Source organism: Streptomyces sp. SID10853, from assembly GCF_010548145.1.
Classification (GTDB): domain Bacteria; phylum Actinomycetota; class Actinomycetes; order Streptomycetales; family Streptomycetaceae; genus Streptomyces.
On sequence record NZ_JAAGLN010000141.1, the window covers coordinates 1 to 18118 of the forward strand.

An 18118-nucleotide genomic window follows, 5' to 3' on the forward strand; every position below is an offset into this window, starting at 1 on the left:
GACCGCCCACGACCGCCCGGGGCCTCAGCCCATCGCCGCGACGCGGTCCCGGTACCCGCGGACCGCCGCCGCGTCCCGGTAGGGCTCCAGCCTCCGCTCGAACTCGCGGACGTACTCCACGGCCCGCACCGACCGCATCTCCCCCGCCTGCTGCGCCGCCTCGGCCCCCAGCGCGCACGCCTGGTCCAGCTCGCCGAGGCCCAGCCTGGCGGTGGCCAGCACCACCCGGCAGAAGAGCCGGGAGCGCGCGAAGGCGGGGGCGCGCAGCTGAAGCGAGCGCTCCGCGTACTGCGCGGCGGCCCGGTACTGCTGGAGGTCCCGGTGGCAGTGGCCGAATTCGTCCGCCAGCTGAGCCTCGTCGAAGAACCGCGCCCAGTACGGCACTTCGTCGCCCGGGCGCACTGCCTCCATGGCCCGCTCGGCCCGCGCCAGCGAGGCCGTGCAGGCCCGCACCTCACCGAGCACCCCGTGTCCGCGCGCCTCGACGGCGTGCAGCAGCGCCTGGACGACCGGCGGCGCCGAGGTCCCGATGCCCTGCTGCGCGACACGCGCCAGCTGCACCGCCTCCCTGCCGTGCCCGAGGTAGACGGCCTGGCGGCTCATGGTGACGAGTACGTACGAGCCGTACGCCCGGTCCCCGGCGGCCTGCGAGAGCCGCAGGGCCTGGACGAAGTAGCGCTGGGCCAGCCCGTGGGCCGCGATGTCGTAGGAGGTCCAGCCGGCGAGCCGGGTCAGGTCGGCGGCGGCCGCGAAGAGCCGCCGGCCGGTGGACTCCCCGTACGCCCCGCGGAGCATGGGCTCCGCCTCGTGCTCCAGATAGCGCACCAGGGCCTGCCGGGCGTGCCCCCCGCCGTACGCGTGGTCGAGGGTGCGGAACAGCTCGCCCACCGACCGCAGGGCCGCGATGTCCCCGGCGCCGACCCGCTGCCCGCTCCGGTCGGTCTGCCGCTGGCGCGGCACCGCGGGGCGGGACTGGGCGGGGACCCGGGCGCCGGAGCGCTGCGGTTCGGTACGGCCGCCCGCCCCTGGCCGACCTCCGCCCGCCCGCACAGCACCGGCTGTCGCTCCACCGGCCGAACCGGGTGCGCCCCAGTCGTCCGGGCGGCCGATCAGCCAGTCCCGGCTGGGTACGACGAGCCCCGCCGGGGTGAAGGCGATCTTCCGCAGTTCGGCGTGGCTGCCGGAGTCCTTGCGCCAGAGGCCGCTGACGATGTCGACGGCCTCCTCGGGCGTACCGGCGAATTCCAGCCCCGCGTAGACCGGTGCGCAGGCGTCGAGCCCCAGATCCTGCGCGGAGAGTCTGCGCCCCAGCCGCCTGGTGAAGACCTCGGCGATCAGCGCGGGCGTGGTGCCGCGCGGCTGCTGGCCACGGAGCCAGCGGGTCACCGACGTCTTGTCGTACCGCAGGTCGAGACCGTGCTCGAGGCCGAGCTGGTCGACTCTTCTGGCCAGCCCCGCGTTGGAGAATCCTGCCTCTCCGATGAGCGCGGCGAGCTGGCGGTTGGACGTGCGCTGCGGGGTTCGTTCCGTCATCAGCTGTGCGGTCTCCTGCCTTCCGGGCCGGGAGCAGCCCTCATGGAACGGCGCGAATTTAGCGGGCTCCACCGCTCGTTCCGCGACCTTCGCCCCGGATTCATCCGATCGTGTGAGGAGGTGTCGTTTCTGCCCGCGCAGAGGTGCCGTTCGAGGCGGTCGTACAGTTGCTGGGTGGCGCCCTCCGGGGCGCGCTGTCCGTATGCGATGAGGAGCTGCCGTGAGTGAGCTGCGGTTTGTCCGCCTGGGGTTCGGCGAGGAAGCCGTCGAGTACCGGGAAGCCTGGCAGAAGCAGCGTGAGGTGCATGCGGCCCGGTTCGCCGACGAGGCGCCGGACACCGTGCTGCTCCTGGAGCATCCGCCCGTCTACACGGCGGGTCGGCGCACGGACCCCAGCGAGCGCCCTCTCGACGGGACGCCGGTGGTGGACGTGGACCGCGGCGGCAAGATCACCTGGCACGGTTACGGCCAGCTGATCGGCTACCCGATCCAGAAGCTGCCGCGCCCGGTGGACGTGATCGCGCATCTGCGCCGTCTGGAGGAGGCGCTCATCCGGGTCTGTGCGGAGTTCGGCGTCGAGACCAGCCGGGTCGAGGGCCGCGCGGGCGTCTGGGTCCTGGGCGACCCGGTGGAGCAGCGTCCGTCGATCGGCGGCCTTTCGCTCGATCTGGACCCGCGGCTGCAGGACGACGAGTTCGACCCGCGGATGAACGGCCCCGAGTACGCCCCGTCCAACGCCGGACAGCGCCGCGAGGACCGGAAGATCGCCGCCATGGGGATCCGGGTCGCGAAGGGCGTGACCATGCACGGTTTCGCGCTGAACTGCAATCCGGACACCACCTGGTTCGACCGGATCGTGCCGTGCGGTATCCGGGACGCGGGGGTGACATCGCTCTCGTACGAACTGGGCCGCGAGGTCACCATCGCCGAGGTGCTGCCCGTCGTGGAGAAGCATCTGCGGGACGTGCTGGAGAACGCGGCGCCGGCGCCGCGTACGGTCGGGAGTGCCACCGCGTAGCGCGCGGCCGGCGGCGGCCCGGCCGCCCCGGCGGCTCCGTCCGGACGGTCCGTCCCCGTCCGGAAGAGAGCGCGGATCCGGCCGTTCGGGGGAATGTGCCTCAGCGGCCATGGGTTGGCCAGAGACAAGCCATACATATGACGGGCGTACCCTGGTGTTCGCCGAAGAATCGAAGCTGTAGGGAGCCGGACGTGTCCGCTGTCGCACCCGACGGGCGCAAGATGTTGCGTCTGGAGGTCCGGAACAGCCAGACCCCCATCGAGCGCAAGCCCGAGTGGATCAAGACTCGCGCGAAGATGGGCCCCGAGTACACGAAGATGCAGGCCCTGGTGAAGTCCGAGGGGCTGCACACGGTCTGCCAGGAGGCGGGCTGTCCCAACATCTACGAATGCTGGGAGGACCGCGAGGCCACCTTCCTCATCGGCGGCGACCAGTGCACACGGCGCTGCGACTTCTGCCAGATCGACACCGGCAAGCCGGCCGCCCTCGACCTGGACGAGCCGCGCCGGGTGGGTGAGTCCGTCGTCACGATGGACCTGAACTACGCGACGATCACCGGTGTGGCCCGCGACGACCTGGAGGACGGCGGCGCCTGGCTGTACGCGGAGACCGTGCGGCAGATCCACGCGATGACGGCCGAGCGGGCCGAGGGCCGTACCAAGGTCGAGCTGCTCATCCCCGACTTCAACGCGGTCCCCGAGCAGCTGGCCGAGGTCTTCTCGTCCCGCCCCGAGGTCCTCGCGCACAACGTGGAGACGGTGCCGCGCATCTTCAAGCGGATCCGCCCCGGCTTCCGCTACGAGCGCTCGCTCGAGGTCATCACCAAGGCACGCGAGGCCGGTCTGGTCACCAAGTCGAACCTCATCCTCGGCATGGGCGAGGAGCGCGAGGAGATCACCCAGGCGCTCCAGGACCTGTACGACGCGGGCTGCGAGCTCATCACCATCACGCAGTACCTGCGCCCCTCCCCGCGCCACCACCCGGTCGAGCGGTGGGTGAAGCCGGCCGAGTTCGTGGAGCTCCAGAAGGAGGCCGAGGAGATCGGCTACTCCGGTGTGATGTCGGGGCCGCTGGTCAGGTCCTCGTACCGGGCGGGCCGTCTGTTCCGCCAGGCGATGGACCGGCGCGGCGCCGCCGCCGTGTGAATCCGCGCACAAACAACTACTGTGCGGTAGCCGCCGTAGGACGCGGCTCGTAACGTCCCCGCAGGTCGGGGGCGTGTACGGGCCGCGTCGGCCGTTCCGCGGGGTGCACCCGGCCTTCATGGGCGTTTGACCGCCTCGACATGCCTTGGTAACAACAATCAGTGACTCTGGAATTACGCACCGCCTCATCGGACCGCCCAGCGGGCCGGGGAGCGATGCGGGGAGCGGCACGGCGCCAGGTCCTGAGCAGCGGTTGCGAGGTCTGCGCACCGACCCGGGAAGCAACGTTTCGCCCCACCGGTCCCCCGCACGCCGCACCACGTGTCTCACCACCCGCGTATCACCCGCGCACCACCCGCCGTACCGCTGTAACCGCCGTGTATCCGCTGCCGTCCCGAGGGGCCCCACCATGCAGGCCGCGACCCAGTCCGTACGCGCCACCGCCATCCCGACCGTCACCGGAGCACTCCGCGCGGTCGAGTCCCTGCTGCTGAGCAACGGCCAGCGCATCGCCCGCCGGAACGCCTGGACGTCGGTCCTGGAGGACCGCCGCCGGGCCAAGGACCGGGTCGACGCGGAGCATGTACTGGAGGCCGTGGCGGCCCGCACTTCTTAGTCCGCGTAAACTTCTGGCCATGGCGAGGAAGGCAAACGCAGACTCTGAGAATCAGGGGCGACTCAAGCAGATCGCTCTGACCTACAAGATGACCCGCAAGGCCGATCCCAAGGTCGGTCTTGTCGTCGGTGGTCTGGGAATCGTCGTCTTCGGCGTCATTCTCGGCGTCGGCTTCTTGATCGGTCACCCCATCTACCTGGGCATCCTGGGTTTCCTGCTGGCCTTCCTCGCGATGGCGATCGTCTTCGGACGCCGCGCCGAGCGGGCGGCCTTCGGACAGATGGAAGGAAAGCCCGGCGCCGCGGCGGCGGTGCTGGAGAACGTGGGCCGCGGCTGGACCACGACTCCGGCCATCGCGATGAACCGCAGCCAGGACGTGGTACACCGCGCGGTCGGCAAGGCCGGCGTGGTCCTGGTGGCGGAGGGCAACCCGAACCGGGTGAAGTCCCTGCTGGCCGCCGAGAAGAAGAAGATGGCGCGCGTCGTGGTGGACGTACCGGTGCACGACATCATCGTGGGCGACGGCGAGGGCCAGGTGCCGCTGAAGAAGGTGCGCACCACGCTCCTGAAGCTGCCGCGCGTCCTGACCGGCGCCCAGGTGACCGCTGCCAACGACCGGCTGCGCGCGATGGGCGACCTGATGTCGAACATGCCGCTGCCGAAGGGCCCGATGCCGAAGAGCGCCCGCGCCCCGCGCGGCGGAAAGATGCGCTGAATCCCGCCACATGCTGAAGGCGGCCCGGACCACCAGGTCCGGGCCGCCTCGTCGTTCTGGGGGGTGTCCGCGTCCGTTCGGACAGCTGACCGTCCGGTGGGTCAGATCCGTACCTGGACGGCGCGGGCCAGCCGGTCGTGGAGGCCGCGGCCGTCCCGGTCCCAGATGAGCGCGGGGACGGCGACGCAGAGCAGCAGACTGCGTACGAAGACACGGCCCGTACCGAGCCGTCCGCCGCCCTCGGCGACGACCCTCAGCCGGAGCAGACGCTTGCCCGGGGTGAATCCGACCGTGGAGACGGTGAGCAGGCTCAGCACGAAGAAGACGAGCAGGGCCCAGTTGCCGGCCGACTGCTGGCCGCCGCGCGAAATGAGCCCGTATGCGATAAGCATGCAGAGTGCCCAGTCGATGAAAACGGCCGCGAACCGGCGGCCCAGCGGCGCGATCGCGCCCGGCCCTTCCTCCGGCAGCCCGAGCCGCTTGCCCCGGTAGCCGAAGTCGGCGCCCATCTCTTTCGCGGCCTCGCCAGGCCCGGAGAGCCACGATCCGACTGCTTGCCTGTTGTCCACCCGTCCACGGTACTGCGGCCCCCTCCCGGTCCGTACGGTCGGGGTCTGTGCGGCAATGTCGCCCCAGGTCCGGTTAACTTCAGCGAAACAAATGGGTCATGCTTGAGAAATCCGCTGTCCCTAAGGTCGGGACCAGCGTGTGGCACCGCACCGGCCCCACAACGAGCCGCAACCCCGCCCCTCCCGGGTCGGGAGTAGGAGGAGTTGGATGTTCCAGAACGCCGACGATGTGAAGAAGTTCATCACCGACGAAGACGTCAAGTTCATCGATGTCCGGTTCTGTGACCTGCCCGGTGTGATGCAGCACTTCACCATCCCGGCGGCGGTCTTCGACCCGGACGAGGAGCTCGCGTTCGACGGCTCGTCGATCCGCGGCTTCCAGGCCATCCACGAGTCCGACATGGCGCTCCGCGCGGACCTCTCGACCGCCCGAGTCGACCCCTTCCGCCGCGACAAGACGGTCAACATCAACTTCTTCATCCACGACCCGATCACCGGTGAGCAGTACAGCCGTGACCCGCGGAACGTGGCGAAGAAGGCCGAGGCGTACCTCACGTCGACCGGGATCGCCGACACCGCGTACTTCGGCCCCGAGGCCGAGTTCTACGTCTTCGACAGCGTCCGCTTCCAGACCTCGGCGAACGAGAGCTTCTACCACATCGACTCCGAGGCCGGCGCCTGGAACACCGGTGCGGTGGAGAACAACCGCGGCTACAAGGTCCGCTACAAGGGCGGCTACTTCCCGACCCCGCCGGTCGACCACTTCGCCGACCTGCGTGCCGAGATCTCCCTGGAGCTGGACAAGAACGGCCTCCAGGTCGAGCGCCAGCACCACGAGGTGGGCACCGCCGGCCAGGCGGAGATCAACTACAAGTTCAACACGCTGCTCGCCGCGGCCGACGACCTGATGCTCTTCAAGTACATCGTGAAGAACGTCGCCTGGCGCAACGACAAGACCGCGACCTTCATGCCGAAGCCGATCTTCGGCGACAACGGCTCGGGCATGCACGTCCACCAGTCCCTGTGGACCGGCGGCTCCCCGCTCTTCTACGACGAGCAGGGCTACGCGGGCCTGTCCGACATGGCCCGCTACTACATCGGCGGCATCCTGAAGCACGCCCCGTCGCTGCTGGCCTTCACCAACCCGACGGTGAACTCCTACCACCGCCTGGTGCCCGGCTTCGAAGCCCCGGTCAACCTGGTCTACTCGCAGCGCAACCGCTCGGCCGCGATGCGTATCCCGATCACCGGCTCGAACCCGAAGGCCAAGCGCGTCGAGTTCCGCGCCCCCGACCCGTCGTCCAACCCGTACCTGGCCTTCTCGGCACTGCTGATGGCCGGCCTCGACGGCGTCAAGAACAAGATCGAGCCGGCCGAGCCGATCGACAAGGACCTCTACGAGCTGGCTCCCGAGGAGCACGCGGGCGTCGCCCAGGTCCCGACCTCGCTCCCGGCGGTACTCGACGCCCTGGAGGCCGACAACGAGTACCTCCAGGCCGGCGGTGTCTTCACGTCCGACCTGATCGAGACGTGGATCGACTACAAGCGCACCCAGGAGATCGCCCCGATCCAGCTGCGTCCGCACCCGCACGAGTTCGAGCTGTACTTCGACCTCTAAAGCGCGTGGCCCTGTGGCCCGGGAGGAACACTGCTCAGTGTTCCTCCCGGGCCACAGGTGTTTTCAGGGGGCACCGGCCGTATCTGCCCCGACCCAGGCGCAGCCCAGGAGCCCGCCCCCGTACCGACATACCTACGGCAGGGCCTGGCACCACAACTCCGCGGGCAGCGCCCCACCGGGAGCGCCGGACAGCTGCCCCGGCAGCCGCAAGGTGCTCATGCCCCGGTCCCGGTCACCCGGCGGTCCCGCTCAGGCAGCACGTCCCGCTCAGGCCGCGATCGACAGCAGCAGCGCCATCAGCAGACCGCACACGCTCACGATCGTCTGGATCGCCGTATGGGACTTCGTCGCCTGGCCGAGCGACATCCCGAAGGACTCCTTCACCAGCCAGAATCCCGCGTGGTTCACATAGTTGAGGCCGATCGAGCCCGCTCCGATCGCGACCACGAGCAGCGCCGTGTGCAGGCTGCTGCCGGACTGTGCCAGGGGCGCCAGGATGCCCGTCGCGGCGACGATTCCCACGGTCGCCGAACCCGTCGAGAACGACAGGAGCAGGGCCAGCAGCCAGCCGAGGATCAGCACGTTGATGTGCATTCCGGAGGCGGCCGACTCGACGGCTTTGCCGATGCCCGAGTCCTCGAGGACCTGGTTGAACGCGCCGCCGCCCGCGATGATCAGCAGGATGCCGGCCACCGCCTTGAGGCTGTCGGTCAGCGATGTCCGGATCGCGTCGGGGGTCATGTCGCTGCGGTAGCCGAGTGCGAACAGCGCGAAGAGGAAGCCCGCGAGCATGGCGATCACCGGCTCACCGGTGAAGGTCAGCACATGGCGTACCGGGCTCGACTCGTCGTACACCAGCTCCGCGAGGGTGCGCAGCAGCATCAGCACCACCGGGACGAGCACCGCGGTCAGCGCCCACCCGGTACGGACCTTGTTTCCGGTGGGGGTGGGGCTGTCGGCGGGTGTGGAGCCGTCGGCGGGTGTGGAGCCGTTGGCAGGGGTGTCGTCGGGCGTCGCGGGACCGGCGAACTTCGCGACCAGCTCCGGGTCGGGGTGTACGTCGAGACGCGGCGCGATCCACCGGCCGTACACCGGCCCGGCGATGATGATCGTCGGGACCGCGCAGATCAGGCCCACCACGATCGTGATGCCCAGATTGGCGTGCAGGCCCTCCACCGCGACCAGCGGTCCGGGGTGCGGGGCCACCATTCCGTGCAGCGTCGACAGCGCGGCGATCGCGGGAGTGGCGAGGAAGACGTACGGCGAGCCCTTGACGTGGTGGGTGTCCTGGAGGCGCCGGGCCACGCTGAAGATCAGCGGGAGCAGCACGATCAGCCCGATCTCGAAGAACATCGGGATGCCGATGATGAACGCGGCGCCCGCCATGTACCAGGGCAGGGAGCGTTCCCCTGACCGTTCGACGATCAGGCGCGCGATCTTGTCCGTGGCGCCCGACCCCGAGAGCAGCCTGCCGAGCATCGCGCCGAAGGCCAGGGTCACGCCGACGTTGCCGAGGATGCCGCCTGCGCCCGACTCCAGTGACTCCGCGATCTTCTCGACGGGCTGGCCCGCGGCCAGCGCGACACCGATCGACACCGTCATCAGCGCGACGAAGGGGTGGAACCGCAACCGGGAGTTGATCAGCAGGATCAGCACAGCGATGGCCGCCGCCAGGATGATCAGCAGCGTCCATGTGTGCCCCGTCACAGCCGGCCCCCATGGGTGCGAGGCGTACGGGCCTGTGGTCCGGGGCGCGGTATCTTCAGCAAGAGAACTCCTGGTGCGGCTCGTTGTGTCCCGGGCGGAAGCTATCGGGCTCCTGCCACTGCTCTCCAGGTTCTGCGCGCAACCCGCGTAACCCCTGATCCGCGCGTTCTGTGCATTCTGTGCACGGGGGCGGTGCCGGTTACCGTCGACGGGGTGAGATTCCTCGAAAGGCCGCGGCGCGGGCTGCGGATGCGGCGGCGGTTCCGGACACGGCTGCGGCGCGGGCTGCGGCTGCGGACCCAGGTGCTGCTGTTGCAGTGCGCGGTCGTCGCGGTGACCCTGGCCACGGCCTTCGGCGCCTTCGCGTACTCCAACGAGCACCGGCTCGTGCACGAGTACCAGCTGCGCGCGCTCGCGGTGGCCCGTACGGTCGCCGCCCAGCCCGCCGTACGGCGCGGCGCTGCCCAGTACTCGGTTGCCGGCACCGGGACCGGTGGCAGGGCCGCGGACACCCCGCGCGGCACGCTCGCCGCCGGGCCGGTGCAGACGGCGGCCGAGGCGGCCCGCATCAGGACGGGTTCGCTGTTCGTGGTGGTCACCGACGACCGTGGCATCAGGCTGGCGCACCCGGAACGCTCCCAGCTGGGCCGCATGGTGAGCACCGACCCCAGCCGTGCGCTCGCCGGGCACGAGGTGCTGGCCCGGGACCACGCGCATCTCGGTGACGAGGTGGTCGCGAAGGTCCCGGTGTACGCGCCGGGCTCGCACCGGGTCGTCGGCGAGGCCAACGCCGGTGTGGCCGTCTCCGACGTACGGGCGCAGCTGATCCGCGTGCTGCTGGGCGGGCTCGGCTGGCTGGTCGCCGCCCTGCTGCTCGGCGTGGGCGCGTCGGCGCTGCTGGCCCGCCGCTGGAAGCGGCTGACGCTGGGCCTCGAACCGGAGGAGCTGGCCGGTCTGGTGCAGGAGCAGGAGGCCGTCCTGCACGGCATCGGCGAAGGGGTGCTGGCCGTCGACAACGGCGGCACGGTCACCGTGATCAACGACGAGGCGCGCCGCCTGCTCGCGACCGATGCCGGGCCCGGCCGGTCCGTCGGCTCGCTGGGGCTGACGCCGCGGGTGCTGGAGGCGATCCGTACGCCCGTCGGCAGCCCGGTGATGGCGGCGGTCGGCGAGCGCGTCCTGGTCCTTTCGGCCCGGCCGGTCGCACGCGACGGGCAGGATCTCGGCACGCTGCTCACCGTGCAGGACCGCACCGATGTCGAGTCGCTGACCCGCCAGCTCGACGCGGTCCAGGCGATGAGTTCGGCGCTGCGCGCCCAGCGCCATGAGTTCGCCAACCGGCTGCATGTGGTCTCCGCGCTGGTCCACGGCGGTCACCTCGCGGAGACGACCGAGTACATCGGCACGCTGCTCGGTACGGGCCCGCTGGGTGAGGCGCTGCCCGGTATCGACGCGGTCCGCGACTCCTACGTACGGGCCTTCCTGTCCGCGAAGGCCGCCCAGGCGCGGGAGAGCGGGGTGACGCTGGTGATCGGCGAGGCGACCTGGGCCGACGGGACCGTGACGGCGCCGGTCGATGTGACCACCGTGTTCGGCAATCTGGTCGACAACGCGATCGACGCCGCCCGGCACGGGTCCCGCTCCCCTGCCCTGGTCGAGGTCGAGTTGATGGCCGAGGGCGCCACGCTCCTGATCACTGTCGCCGACACCGGCGACGGCGTTCCGCGCGGACCGGCGGACGATGTGTTCCGCGAGGGCATGTCGACCAAGGACCACACGTCGGCCGTCGGCGGCCGGGGTATCGGACTGGCGCTGGCCCGGCAGATCGCGCGGGCCAGGGGCGGGGACGTCCATCTCGCCGAGCGCGGAGGGCCGCCGCCGGAGCCGTCGGGGCCAGGGCCCGGACCGGGGCCGGGATCCGGACCGGGGCCGGGATCCTCGCCCGCGTCCGCACCCGCACCCGTGCCAGTGCCCGTGCCCGTCTCACCCTCCCTGTCCCTGTCCGTCCCCGCTCCCGGCCCCGGCCCCGTCCCCGTGCAGGAAGCGGCCGGGCACGAACGGGTCTCCGGCGGGGCCGGGCACGAACGGGTCTCCGGCGGGGCCGTGTTCGTGGCCCGGCTGCCCGGAGTCATGGAGAGCGGGGCCGTCGAGAACGAGACCGCGGGGAACGGGACCGCCGACAACGGGACTGTCGAGAACGGGACCGCCGAGACAAGGGCCGTCGAGAGCGGGCCCACAGCAATCCGGGTAACCGATTCCCGGATCGGTTCCCGGACCACCGATGAGACAGACCGATGAGGCAGACCGATGACCGAGCGTGAGCCGTTTTCCGTCCTGGTCGTCGACGACGACTTCCGGGTCGCCGGGATCCATGCGTCGCTGGTGGACGGGGTGCCCGGTTTCCGGACCGTCGCCACGGCGAACTCCGCGGGGGCCGCGCTTCGGGCCGCCGCCGGGTCCCCCGTGGACCTGGCCCTGATCGACCTCTACCTGCCCGACGGCTCCGGGATCGATCTGCTGCGCGGCCTGAAGTGCGATGCCTTCGTCCTGAGCGCGGCGGCCGAGGGAACGATGGTGCGGCGCGCGGTGTCGGCGGGGGCACTCGCCTATCTGGTCAAGCCGTTCACACCGGAGCTGCTGGCCGGGAAACTGCGCGGCTACGCCCGCTTCCGCCAGCTGACCGACGCGGAGATCGTCGACCAGAGCGCGGTCGAGAGCGCGTACGCGGCGCTGCGGACCCCGCCGGGGAACCGCGCGGGCCGCCCGCCCGCGGCGCGTACGGTGACGGGCGAAGCGGTGCTGTCGGCCGTACGGAGTTCGGCGTCCCCGCTGTCGGCCGGAGAGGTCGGTTCCCTCATCGGCGTCTCGCGCGCCACCGCCCAGCGTTACCTCGCGGGGCTGGTCACCAGTGGCCTGCTGAAGATGAAGCTGCGCTACGGAGCGACCGGCCGCCCGGAACAGGAGTACCGGATTCCGTGAGCGTGGGCATGACCGTACGCACGAGTGTCAGACGCCGGAGCTTCCGTCCAGGGTCTCGCGGATGATGTCCGCGTGGCCCGCGTGCCGTGCCGTCTCCTCGATCATGTGCAGGAGCACCCATCGCAGATTGCGGTCCGCGGCCTGCGGCCAGCCGCAGGGGTCGTCCAGGCCCATGGCCGCGACCACCTTCCTCGACGCGGCCGACCGCTCCTCATAGGTGGCCAGCCACTGCTCCACCGTGTCGCGTTCGTCGACCCGGAAGTCCTCCAGATCGGTGTCCTGCTCGCCGTTGGCGGGCCACTCGCCGGGGAAGATCTCACCGGCCGCGATGATCCGGAACCACCGGCGCTCCCACAGCGCGCAGTGCTTGAGGATGCCCAGCAGGGAGAGCGTGCTCACGGTGGGGGTCCTGCGGGCGTCGGCGTCGGAGATGCCGGTGACCTTACGGGTGAGGGCCGCACGCTGCCCGTCGAGAAACGCGCACAGGGCGTCGCGTTCCGTGGTGGGCGAGAAACGGCCGGCTGTCATACGGGGACACTAACCCGCCGGGTCGGGTGTCGTTCCGTGGATTTCACCGGCCGGCAGCCGAACGGGCGTGGCTCCCGGGGCCGCTGAGCCCCGGGAGCCACGCCCGCTTCACCTGTCGCGGTGGCCTGCGTACGTCAGTGGCGCACCATCCGCGTCTCCGTGACGTCCCCCGAGTTGACCAGGATGTAGCGGTGGTTGAACTGGACCGTGTAGTACTTCTTGGCCCCGGTCACCACCTTTCCACCCGTGGGGAAGAAGTCCGCGCTGCCGGCCGGCGGCTGGGCCGCCACATATGCCTGGCCGACCGGGATCGAGTAGTTCTTCGCGGTCAGCGGGGCCTGCGTGGACGGGGAGAGCCCGGACGGGTACTCGGACGCGTCCGGGTACGCCGTGCCGTACACCGGGGCGGCGGTGGTGCCGGCCGGCTTGATGATCCGCGCGCCCGGGGCGGGCGATGTGTTGCTGCCGCCGGGGTTGTGGATCCAGCCCTTCTGGCCGTCGTACCAGATCGCCGTCCAGTCGCCCTGCTGCCCGGCGACGACGAACTGCTGCCCGGCCTGGACGGTGGTGCTCCAGTCGCTGACGCTGTCCGTGCCGCCCTTGGCCCCGGCGTCCGGGTGGACGACCGGGTCGAGGATGAGCGGGGCGTCGTCGCTCGGTGCGCTGCGTACGAACAGGGCGCTCGACGGCTGCGTCACCGGTGTGCAGGTGGTGACCGAACCCGACGGGTCGTCAGCGGGGCAGACCGTGTACGTCTGCTTGTTCTCGCTGAACCCGGGGGTGATGGTCACCGCGGAACCGACCGGCCCGACACCGTGGGCGCCGAGGTCGAACGGGGCGCCGAGCAGCTGCATGAAGCGCGTCCAGTCCCAGCCGTCGGCCGGGTCCCAGTGCATGCCCGACAGGGTGGAGTCCGACGGCCCCGGCACATTGTCGTGGCCGAGGATGTGCTGCCGGTCGAGCGGGATGTCGTACCGGGCGGCGAGGTACTTCACCAGGTCCGCCGTCTGCTGGTAGGCAGCCGTCGTGTACCAGTCAGCGCCGTGGGCGGAGAAGCCCTCGTGCTCGATCTGGACGGAGTGCAGGTTGCTGTCGTAGTTGCCGTCTCCGAACGCGACGTCCTTGTCGGCGACCATCTGGGTCACCGCACCGTCCGACGACCGCATCACGTACTGCGCCGAGGCGCCGCCCGCGGTCTGGAAGGTCTTGATCGCCTCGTCGTACGACCCCTCGGTGGTGTGGATGATGATCTGGTTGATCTTTATGCCGTTGGCGGGGCGGTCGGACACCTGGCCGTTGGACGGGTCGGCGGGGACGAACTGGCAGTTCATCGACTGCGGGCATTCGGCCTGCGGGGACGCGGTGTCCTTCAGCCGGAGCTTGCTCAGCTGGCCGGTGACCGGCTTCGCCGACGGCACGGCCCGCATGCTGACCGCGGCGGCGGGCGCCTTGACTGCCTTGGCCGCCTTCGTTCCGGCGGCCGCCGACGCGCTCTGCTTGCCGCCGGACGCGATGGTGGCGAACACGTCGTGGACGTACGACGTGGCCGCCTTCCGGTCCGACATCCGGCTGTACTTGGCGATCGCCGCGGTCCACTGCGACGGGTCGGCGGACGTACTGCCGGTGAGCTGCTTCTGGTACGAGGCGAGCAGAGCGGCCCCGCCCCGGATGTTGTCCTTCTGGTTGTGCTGGAGCTGGTCCGCCGGTACACCGGTCAGCTTCGCCGCCGCCTGCAGGGTGTGCAGTTCGGGGTGGTCGGTGAGCGACGTGAGGCCGGAGCGGCCGGTGACTCCGGCCGCGCCGTCCGCCACCATCTTCGGCGTCACATCAGTGAGGTTCATCAGACCCCAGCCACCGGTGTTGCTGTACCCGGTGTGCTGCTGCCAGCCGGACTCCTCGTGTGCCACGCCCTGGAGGACGGAGACCGGCACCTTGAACTCCGCAGCGGCCTCGGTGAAGTCGGCCTGCGCGGTGGGCTGTTTGGCGTCGTCCTCGTTTCCCGCCTGTGCGATGGCAGGCAGGAAAGCGAAGGCTCCTGCGGCCACAACGCCGCCGAGGGCGGCCGCAGGCAGCCATCGCTTCCCTTTTCGCTTGTGCAAGGGTGTTTCCTTCCGTGCAACTGTCCCCGTGCTGCCGTGGGCGGGACGGCTGTCGAATCGCCCCGCGGACACCGGGGATGGTGGGGGGGTGGCGCGCGGATCGGATCTGCTCGCGCACACCGAGTCGAGTGGAGTCCCCTGACCGGAGACAGCCCTCGGTGGCCCGGCGCCATCAGATCTGTCAGTTTGTCAGTTTCGCGTGACGGGGTGAAGAACCCGAGCCGTTCCCCCGGCAAAGATTCACCAGGACTCCGGATCCGGAATCTCACATTCGCCCCTGCGAAGGTCCTGGAACGGCCGGGTGCGGTACGCCGGTAGGTTGGCGGGATGACGGAAGAGGTTCCCGCCGGTGGTGTCGTGGTGGCCCCCGAGGAGATCGACGCACGGTGGGCGGGCTGCTGGCACCCCCAGGACGTGGCCGCACTTCTCTCCGGGGTCACCGCGCCGTGGTACGTCGCCGCGGGCTGGGCGCTCGACCTGTTCCGGGGCGAGCAGAGCCGGGAGCACGACGACATCGAGATCGCGGTCCCGGCGGCCCGGTTCCCCGAGATCCGCGACCGCCTCACCGGCGGGGCCGGACCGGGCTCCCGCACAGCGGCCGGAGGTTCCGGGACGGCCGGGTTCGTTTCGACGCGGTGGGGTCCGGGCGTATCTGGGAAGCGGCGCCGGCCGAGGTACTGGACGTGACGCGGCAGACCTGGCTGCGTGACCGGGCCACCGGGGCGTACCTGCTCGACGTCTTCCGCGAGCCGCACGACGGGGACATCTGGATCTGCCGCCGCGATCCGGCGATCCGGCTGCCGTACAGCGCGGTCATCCGGCGGACCGCGAGCGGAATCCCTTATCTCGCACCCGAATTGGTGCTGCTCTTCAAGGCCGCGCACACCCGCCCCAAGGACCAGCGGGACTTCGCCGCCACGCTGCGCCTGCTGTCGGCCGACCGGCGGAGCGCACTGGCCGGATTCCTGGACCTGACCCACCCGGGACACGTCTGGCTGACCGAGCTGCGGCGCGGCGGTCCGTGTGCGCCGACCCGCAGCCAGGGCACCTCCGGGGCTCCGTAGACTGCCCGGATGTCCTCCGTACTCGTCCTCGGTATTGACCCGCACCTGGTGCCCGGTATCGACGCCGATGCCCTCCGCGCGGCCCTCGACGGTGAGCTGGCCCGGTTCGGGGCGCTCGGCGTGGACGCGTCCATGGCCCTGATCCCGTTCGACGAGTCGGCCGTTCCCACCATGGTCGCGGCGCTGTCCGGGCGGCCCTGGGACGTCGTGGTCGTCGGCGGTGGCCTCCGTAAGCCCGAGGCGCTTCTGGCCCTGTTCGAGCAGTCCGTGAATCTGATCCGGCAGCACGCGCCACAGGCCGCCATCGCGTTCAACACCAGTGGGGGCGACAGCGTCGAGGCGGCCCAGCGGTGGCTGTGAAGGGCTGAGCCCGGTGCCGTGCGGGGATCCCGGTGGCCCGGCACCACCACCCCGTACCTCCCCTGTGTCCACCTGCACCATTACCCCGTACGTCATCGACCCCTCCGCCCTCGCGCGGCAGGCTGACGTCATCCGGAGCCCGGGAGGCGCACTCCTACCGGGCTCCGGGGCTCACCCGTCCGTACGACCTGCCGGAGGCCGATTCACCATGTCCGTGTACGAGACCGCTGTCGCCCGTTACTTCGAGGCGTGGAACGCCGCCGGGCGTCCCGGGGAGATCGCCGAAGCCGTCGCCGCCGCCTGGACCGAGGGCGGCAGCTACACCGATCCGCTCGCCGATGTCAGCGGGCACGACGGGATCGCGGCCGTGATCGCTGCGGCCGGCGAGCAGTTCCCCGGCTTCGAGTTCCGGCAGACCGGGGGCGTCGACGGCCACCACGGCATCGCCCGGTTCGGCTGGGAGCTGGTGTCCTCCGCCGACGGGTCGGCGCCCGTCGCCGGGTTCGATGTGATCGCGCTCGCGGATGACGGCCGTATCCGTACGGTGCACGGGTTCCTGGACCGCGTTCCCGCCGCGTGAGGGCACGTACGTACGGTCCGGTCCGGCGCCCGGTGAGAGGGCGGCGGACCGGGCGGTCCTGCGGCGGTCGTGGGACCTACGGCCTGTCGTCAAAGTGCCGCGACGCGAGGCAGAATGGCGTTATGCCTGAATTGCCGGAGGTCGAGTCCCTCACCCGGTTCCTGGGCGAGCACATCGTCGGCCGTACCGTCGCCCGTGTCCACCTGGTGGCCATCCACGCGCTCAAGACCTACGACCCGCCCCTCACCGCGCTTGAAGGGCGGGCGTTCGACCGTGTGACCAGGCACGGGAAGTTCCTCGACCTCGACGCCGGCGGCGTGCATCTGGTCATGCATCTCGCCCGGGCGGGCTGGGTCCGCTGGAGCGAGCGCCTGCCGGACGCGCCACCCCGCCCCGGCAAGGGCCCGCTGGCGCTCCGGGTCAGGCTGACGGAGCCGGAGGGCACCGGGTTCGACGTCACCGAGGCGGGCACGCAGAAGCGGCTGGCGGTCCATGTCGTACGCGATCCACTGGAGGTGCCCGGTATCGCGCGCCTTGGGCCCGATCCGCTCGCCGAGTCCTTCACTCCGGCGGTCTTCACCGGCCTGCTGGCGGGCGAGCGCCGGCAGATCAAGGGCGTCCTGCGCGACCAGAGCATGATCGCCGGGATCGGCAACGCCTACTCGGACGAGATCCTGCACGTGGCCCGGATGTCGCCGTTCCGGCTGGCCGCCAAGCTCTCCGACGAGGAGGTCGCCGTGCTGTACGCGGCGATCGGGTCGACGCTCACCGAAGCCGTCGAGAGGTCGCGCGGGCTGGCCCTGCGCGATCTGAAGGCGGAGAAGAAGAGCGGGCTTCGGGTGCACGGACGCACGGGAGAGCCGTGCCCTGTCTGCGGGGACACCGTCCGCGAGGTCTCCTACAGTGACTCCTCGATGCAGTACTGCCCCACCTGCCAGACCGGCGGCAAGACCCTGGCGGACCGGCGGATGTCCCGGCTGCTGAAATAGCCGCCCCACCGCCCCACCGCTCGCCGGTCCGCCCCGGGCCGGCCGGTCCGCAGCCGTCGAACCCCATTGGTGAACCCGTGTCCGAAGCCTCCGCCGCACTCGCCCGAGCCGTACTCGCCGAACTGGGCTCCGTCGGGCCGTACTTCACCGCCCGGCACGGCGAACGGGACGACCCGGACGGGTTCGTCGCGCTGTCCGATCTGTACGGATCGGAGGAGGGGTCGGTGGACGGGGCGGAGGAGGGATCGGTGGACAGCGCGGGCGCGGGCCCGGCTCACGGTCGCCTGGGCAGCAGTCCACTCGATGCGTATGTGCGGCTGTACGCCCGGCGGATGGGCACCGGCCGGCCCCGGACCGGCCGGCCCCCGAACGACCAGCTCCGGGTGGCCGCTTCCACCCTCCACCTCGGGCTCGTCTCCCGCCTCTGGTCGCTCGCCGTCGGCGCGGCCGTACTCGGTGGCGGTCGCCTGCCCGACCTCGGCCCGGACCGGCTCCGCGTGCGCCTCACCGGCGACGAACCGCTCGAACTGTGGCTGCCCGCACCGGCACTCGCACCGCAGGCCGCACAGCCGGCCACACAGCCGGCCGCACCGCAGGC

At 70.9% G+C, this 18118-nt stretch carries 15 protein-coding genes and 2 pseudogenes; 12 read left to right on the forward strand and 5 right to left on the reverse strand.

Annotation, left to right across the window (positions count from 1 at the left end; all coding sequences use genetic code 11):
* Nucleotides 1–24: 24 nt before the first annotated feature.
* Nucleotides 25–1533: a regulator gene (locus tag G3I19_RS23645; protein WP_164265702.1), complete on the reverse strand. Its 1509-nt coding sequence runs from the start codon at nt 1531–1533 to the stop codon at nt 25–27.
* 220 nt (nt 1534–1753) lie between these two features.
* On the opposite strand from G3I19_RS23645, the gene lipB reads away from it, so the two are divergent.
* The 4 genes from lipB (at nt 1754) to G3I19_RS23665 (ending at nt 5027) form a co-directional block, all read left to right on the forward strand.
* The gene (gene lipB, locus G3I19_RS23650) at nt 1754–2551 is read left to right on the forward strand and encodes a lipoyl(octanoyl) transferase LipB (RefSeq protein ID WP_164265703.1); all 798 of its coding nucleotides are present in this window, start codon (nt 1754–1756) and stop codon (nt 2549–2551) included.
* A gap of 191 nt (nt 2552–2742) precedes the next feature.
* Complete coding sequence (lipA, locus tag G3I19_RS23655) at nt 2743–3696, forward strand: lipoyl synthase (protein ID WP_164265704.1); 954 nt, start codon at nt 2743–2745, stop codon at nt 3694–3696.
* Nucleotides 3697–4105: 409 nt separating this feature from the next.
* On the forward strand, nt 4106–4312 hold the full coding sequence (locus G3I19_RS23660) for a hypothetical protein (protein WP_164265705.1): 207 nt from the start codon (nt 4106–4108) through the stop codon (nt 4310–4312).
* A 19-nt stretch (nt 4313–4331) separates the two neighbouring features.
* A complete protein-coding gene (locus G3I19_RS23665) occupies nt 4332–5027 on the forward strand; it encodes a DUF4191 domain-containing protein (RefSeq protein ID WP_164265706.1) in 696 nt (231 codons plus the stop codon).
* A 101-nt stretch (nt 5028–5128) separates the two neighbouring features.
* Here G3I19_RS23665 and G3I19_RS23670 read toward each other — a convergent pair whose 3' ends face one another.
* Nucleotides 5129–5596 (reverse strand): RDD family protein, encoded by a 468-nt coding sequence (locus G3I19_RS23670; protein ID WP_164265707.1) that lies wholly within the window; start codon nt 5594–5596, stop codon nt 5129–5131.
* 208 nt (nt 5597–5804) lie between these two features.
* Between G3I19_RS23670 and glnA the strand changes: the two genes are divergently transcribed.
* On the forward strand, nt 5805–7214 hold the full coding sequence (gene glnA, locus G3I19_RS23675; protein WP_164265708.1) for a type I glutamate--ammonia ligase: 1410 nt from the start codon (nt 5805–5807) through the stop codon (nt 7212–7214).
* A 267-nt stretch (nt 7215–7481) separates the two neighbouring features.
* Here the strand turns inward: glnA and G3I19_RS23680 are convergent, their stop codons facing one another.
* A complete protein-coding gene (locus G3I19_RS23680; RefSeq protein WP_164265709.1) occupies nt 7482–8921 on the reverse strand; it encodes a gluconate:H+ symporter in 1440 nt (479 codons plus the stop codon).
* Between the two features lie 213 nt (nt 8922–9134).
* Here G3I19_RS23680 and G3I19_RS23685 point away from each other — a divergent pair, with 213 nt between their 5' ends.
* Nucleotides 9135–11219, forward strand: coding sequence for a sensor histidine kinase (locus G3I19_RS23685; RefSeq protein ID WP_343235185.1), 2085 nt, complete (start codon nt 9135–9137; stop codon nt 11217–11219).
* A gap of 9 nt (nt 11220–11228) precedes the next feature.
* On the forward strand, nt 11229–11900 hold the full coding sequence (locus G3I19_RS23690) for a response regulator (RefSeq protein ID WP_164265710.1): 672 nt from the start codon (nt 11229–11231) through the stop codon (nt 11898–11900).
* A gap of 27 nt (nt 11901–11927) precedes the next feature.
* On the opposite strand, the gene G3I19_RS23695 is transcribed toward G3I19_RS23690, so the two are convergent.
* Complete coding sequence (locus G3I19_RS23695) at nt 11928–12428, reverse strand: DinB family protein (RefSeq protein WP_164265711.1); 501 nt, start codon at nt 12426–12428, stop codon at nt 11928–11930.
* Nucleotides 12429–12562: 134 nt separating this feature from the next.
* Nucleotides 12563–14527 (reverse strand): N-acetylmuramoyl-L-alanine amidase, encoded by a 1965-nt coding sequence (locus G3I19_RS23700; RefSeq protein WP_164265712.1) that lies wholly within the window; start codon nt 14525–14527, stop codon nt 12563–12565.
* 327 nt (nt 14528–14854) lie between these two features.
* Here G3I19_RS23700 and G3I19_RS23705 point away from each other — a divergent pair.
* The 5 genes and pseudogenes from G3I19_RS23705 to G3I19_RS37660 all read left to right on the forward strand — a co-directional run.
* Nucleotides 14855–15591, forward strand: a pseudogene (locus G3I19_RS23705) (hypothetical protein).
* Between the two features lie 9 nt (nt 15592–15600).
* A complete protein-coding gene (locus G3I19_RS23710; RefSeq protein WP_164265713.1) occupies nt 15601–15951 on the forward strand; it encodes a hypothetical protein in 351 nt (116 codons plus the stop codon).
* A gap of 208 nt (nt 15952–16159) precedes the next feature.
* Entirely contained in the window at nt 16160–16531 is a 372-nt protein-coding gene (locus tag G3I19_RS23715) for a nuclear transport factor 2 family protein (protein ID WP_164265714.1), read from the forward strand.
* Between the two features lie 122 nt (nt 16532–16653).
* Nucleotides 16654–17520, forward strand: a complete 867-nt coding sequence (locus tag G3I19_RS23720) for an Fpg/Nei family DNA glycosylase (protein WP_164265715.1) — start codon at nt 16654–16656, stop codon at nt 17518–17520.
* 77 nt (nt 17521–17597) lie between these two features.
* Nucleotides 17598–18118: pseudogene (locus G3I19_RS37660) on the forward strand (hypothetical protein); the annotation flags it as partial.

Coding starts and splice junctions, on each gene's coding strand:
- G3I19_RS23645 (WP_164265702.1), bottom strand. CDS start 1,533: ATGACGGAACGAACCCCGCAGCGCACGTCCAACCGCCAGCTCGCCGCG.
- G3I19_RS23660 (WP_164265705.1), top strand. CDS start 4,106: ATGCAGGCCGCGACCCAGTCCGTACGCGCCACCGCCATCCCGACCGTC.
- G3I19_RS23665 (WP_164265706.1), top strand. CDS start 4,332: ATGGCGAGGAAGGCAAACGCAGACTCTGAGAATCAGGGGCGACTCAAG.
- glnA (WP_164265708.1), top strand. CDS start 5,805: ATGTTCCAGAACGCCGACGATGTGAAGAAGTTCATCACCGACGAAGAC.
- G3I19_RS23690 (WP_164265710.1), top strand. CDS start 11,229: ATGACCGAGCGTGAGCCGTTTTCCGTCCTGGTCGTCGACGACGACTTC.
- G3I19_RS23695 (WP_164265711.1), bottom strand. CDS start 12,428: ATGACAGCCGGCCGTTTCTCGCCCACCACGGAACGCGACGCCCTGTGC.
- G3I19_RS23710 (WP_164265713.1), top strand. CDS start 15,601: ATGTCCTCCGTACTCGTCCTCGGTATTGACCCGCACCTGGTGCCCGGT.
- G3I19_RS23715 (WP_164265714.1), top strand. CDS start 16,160: ATGTCCGTGTACGAGACCGCTGTCGCCCGTTACTTCGAGGCGTGGAAC.
- G3I19_RS23720 (WP_164265715.1), top strand. CDS start 16,654: ATGCCTGAATTGCCGGAGGTCGAGTCCCTCACCCGGTTCCTGGGCGAG.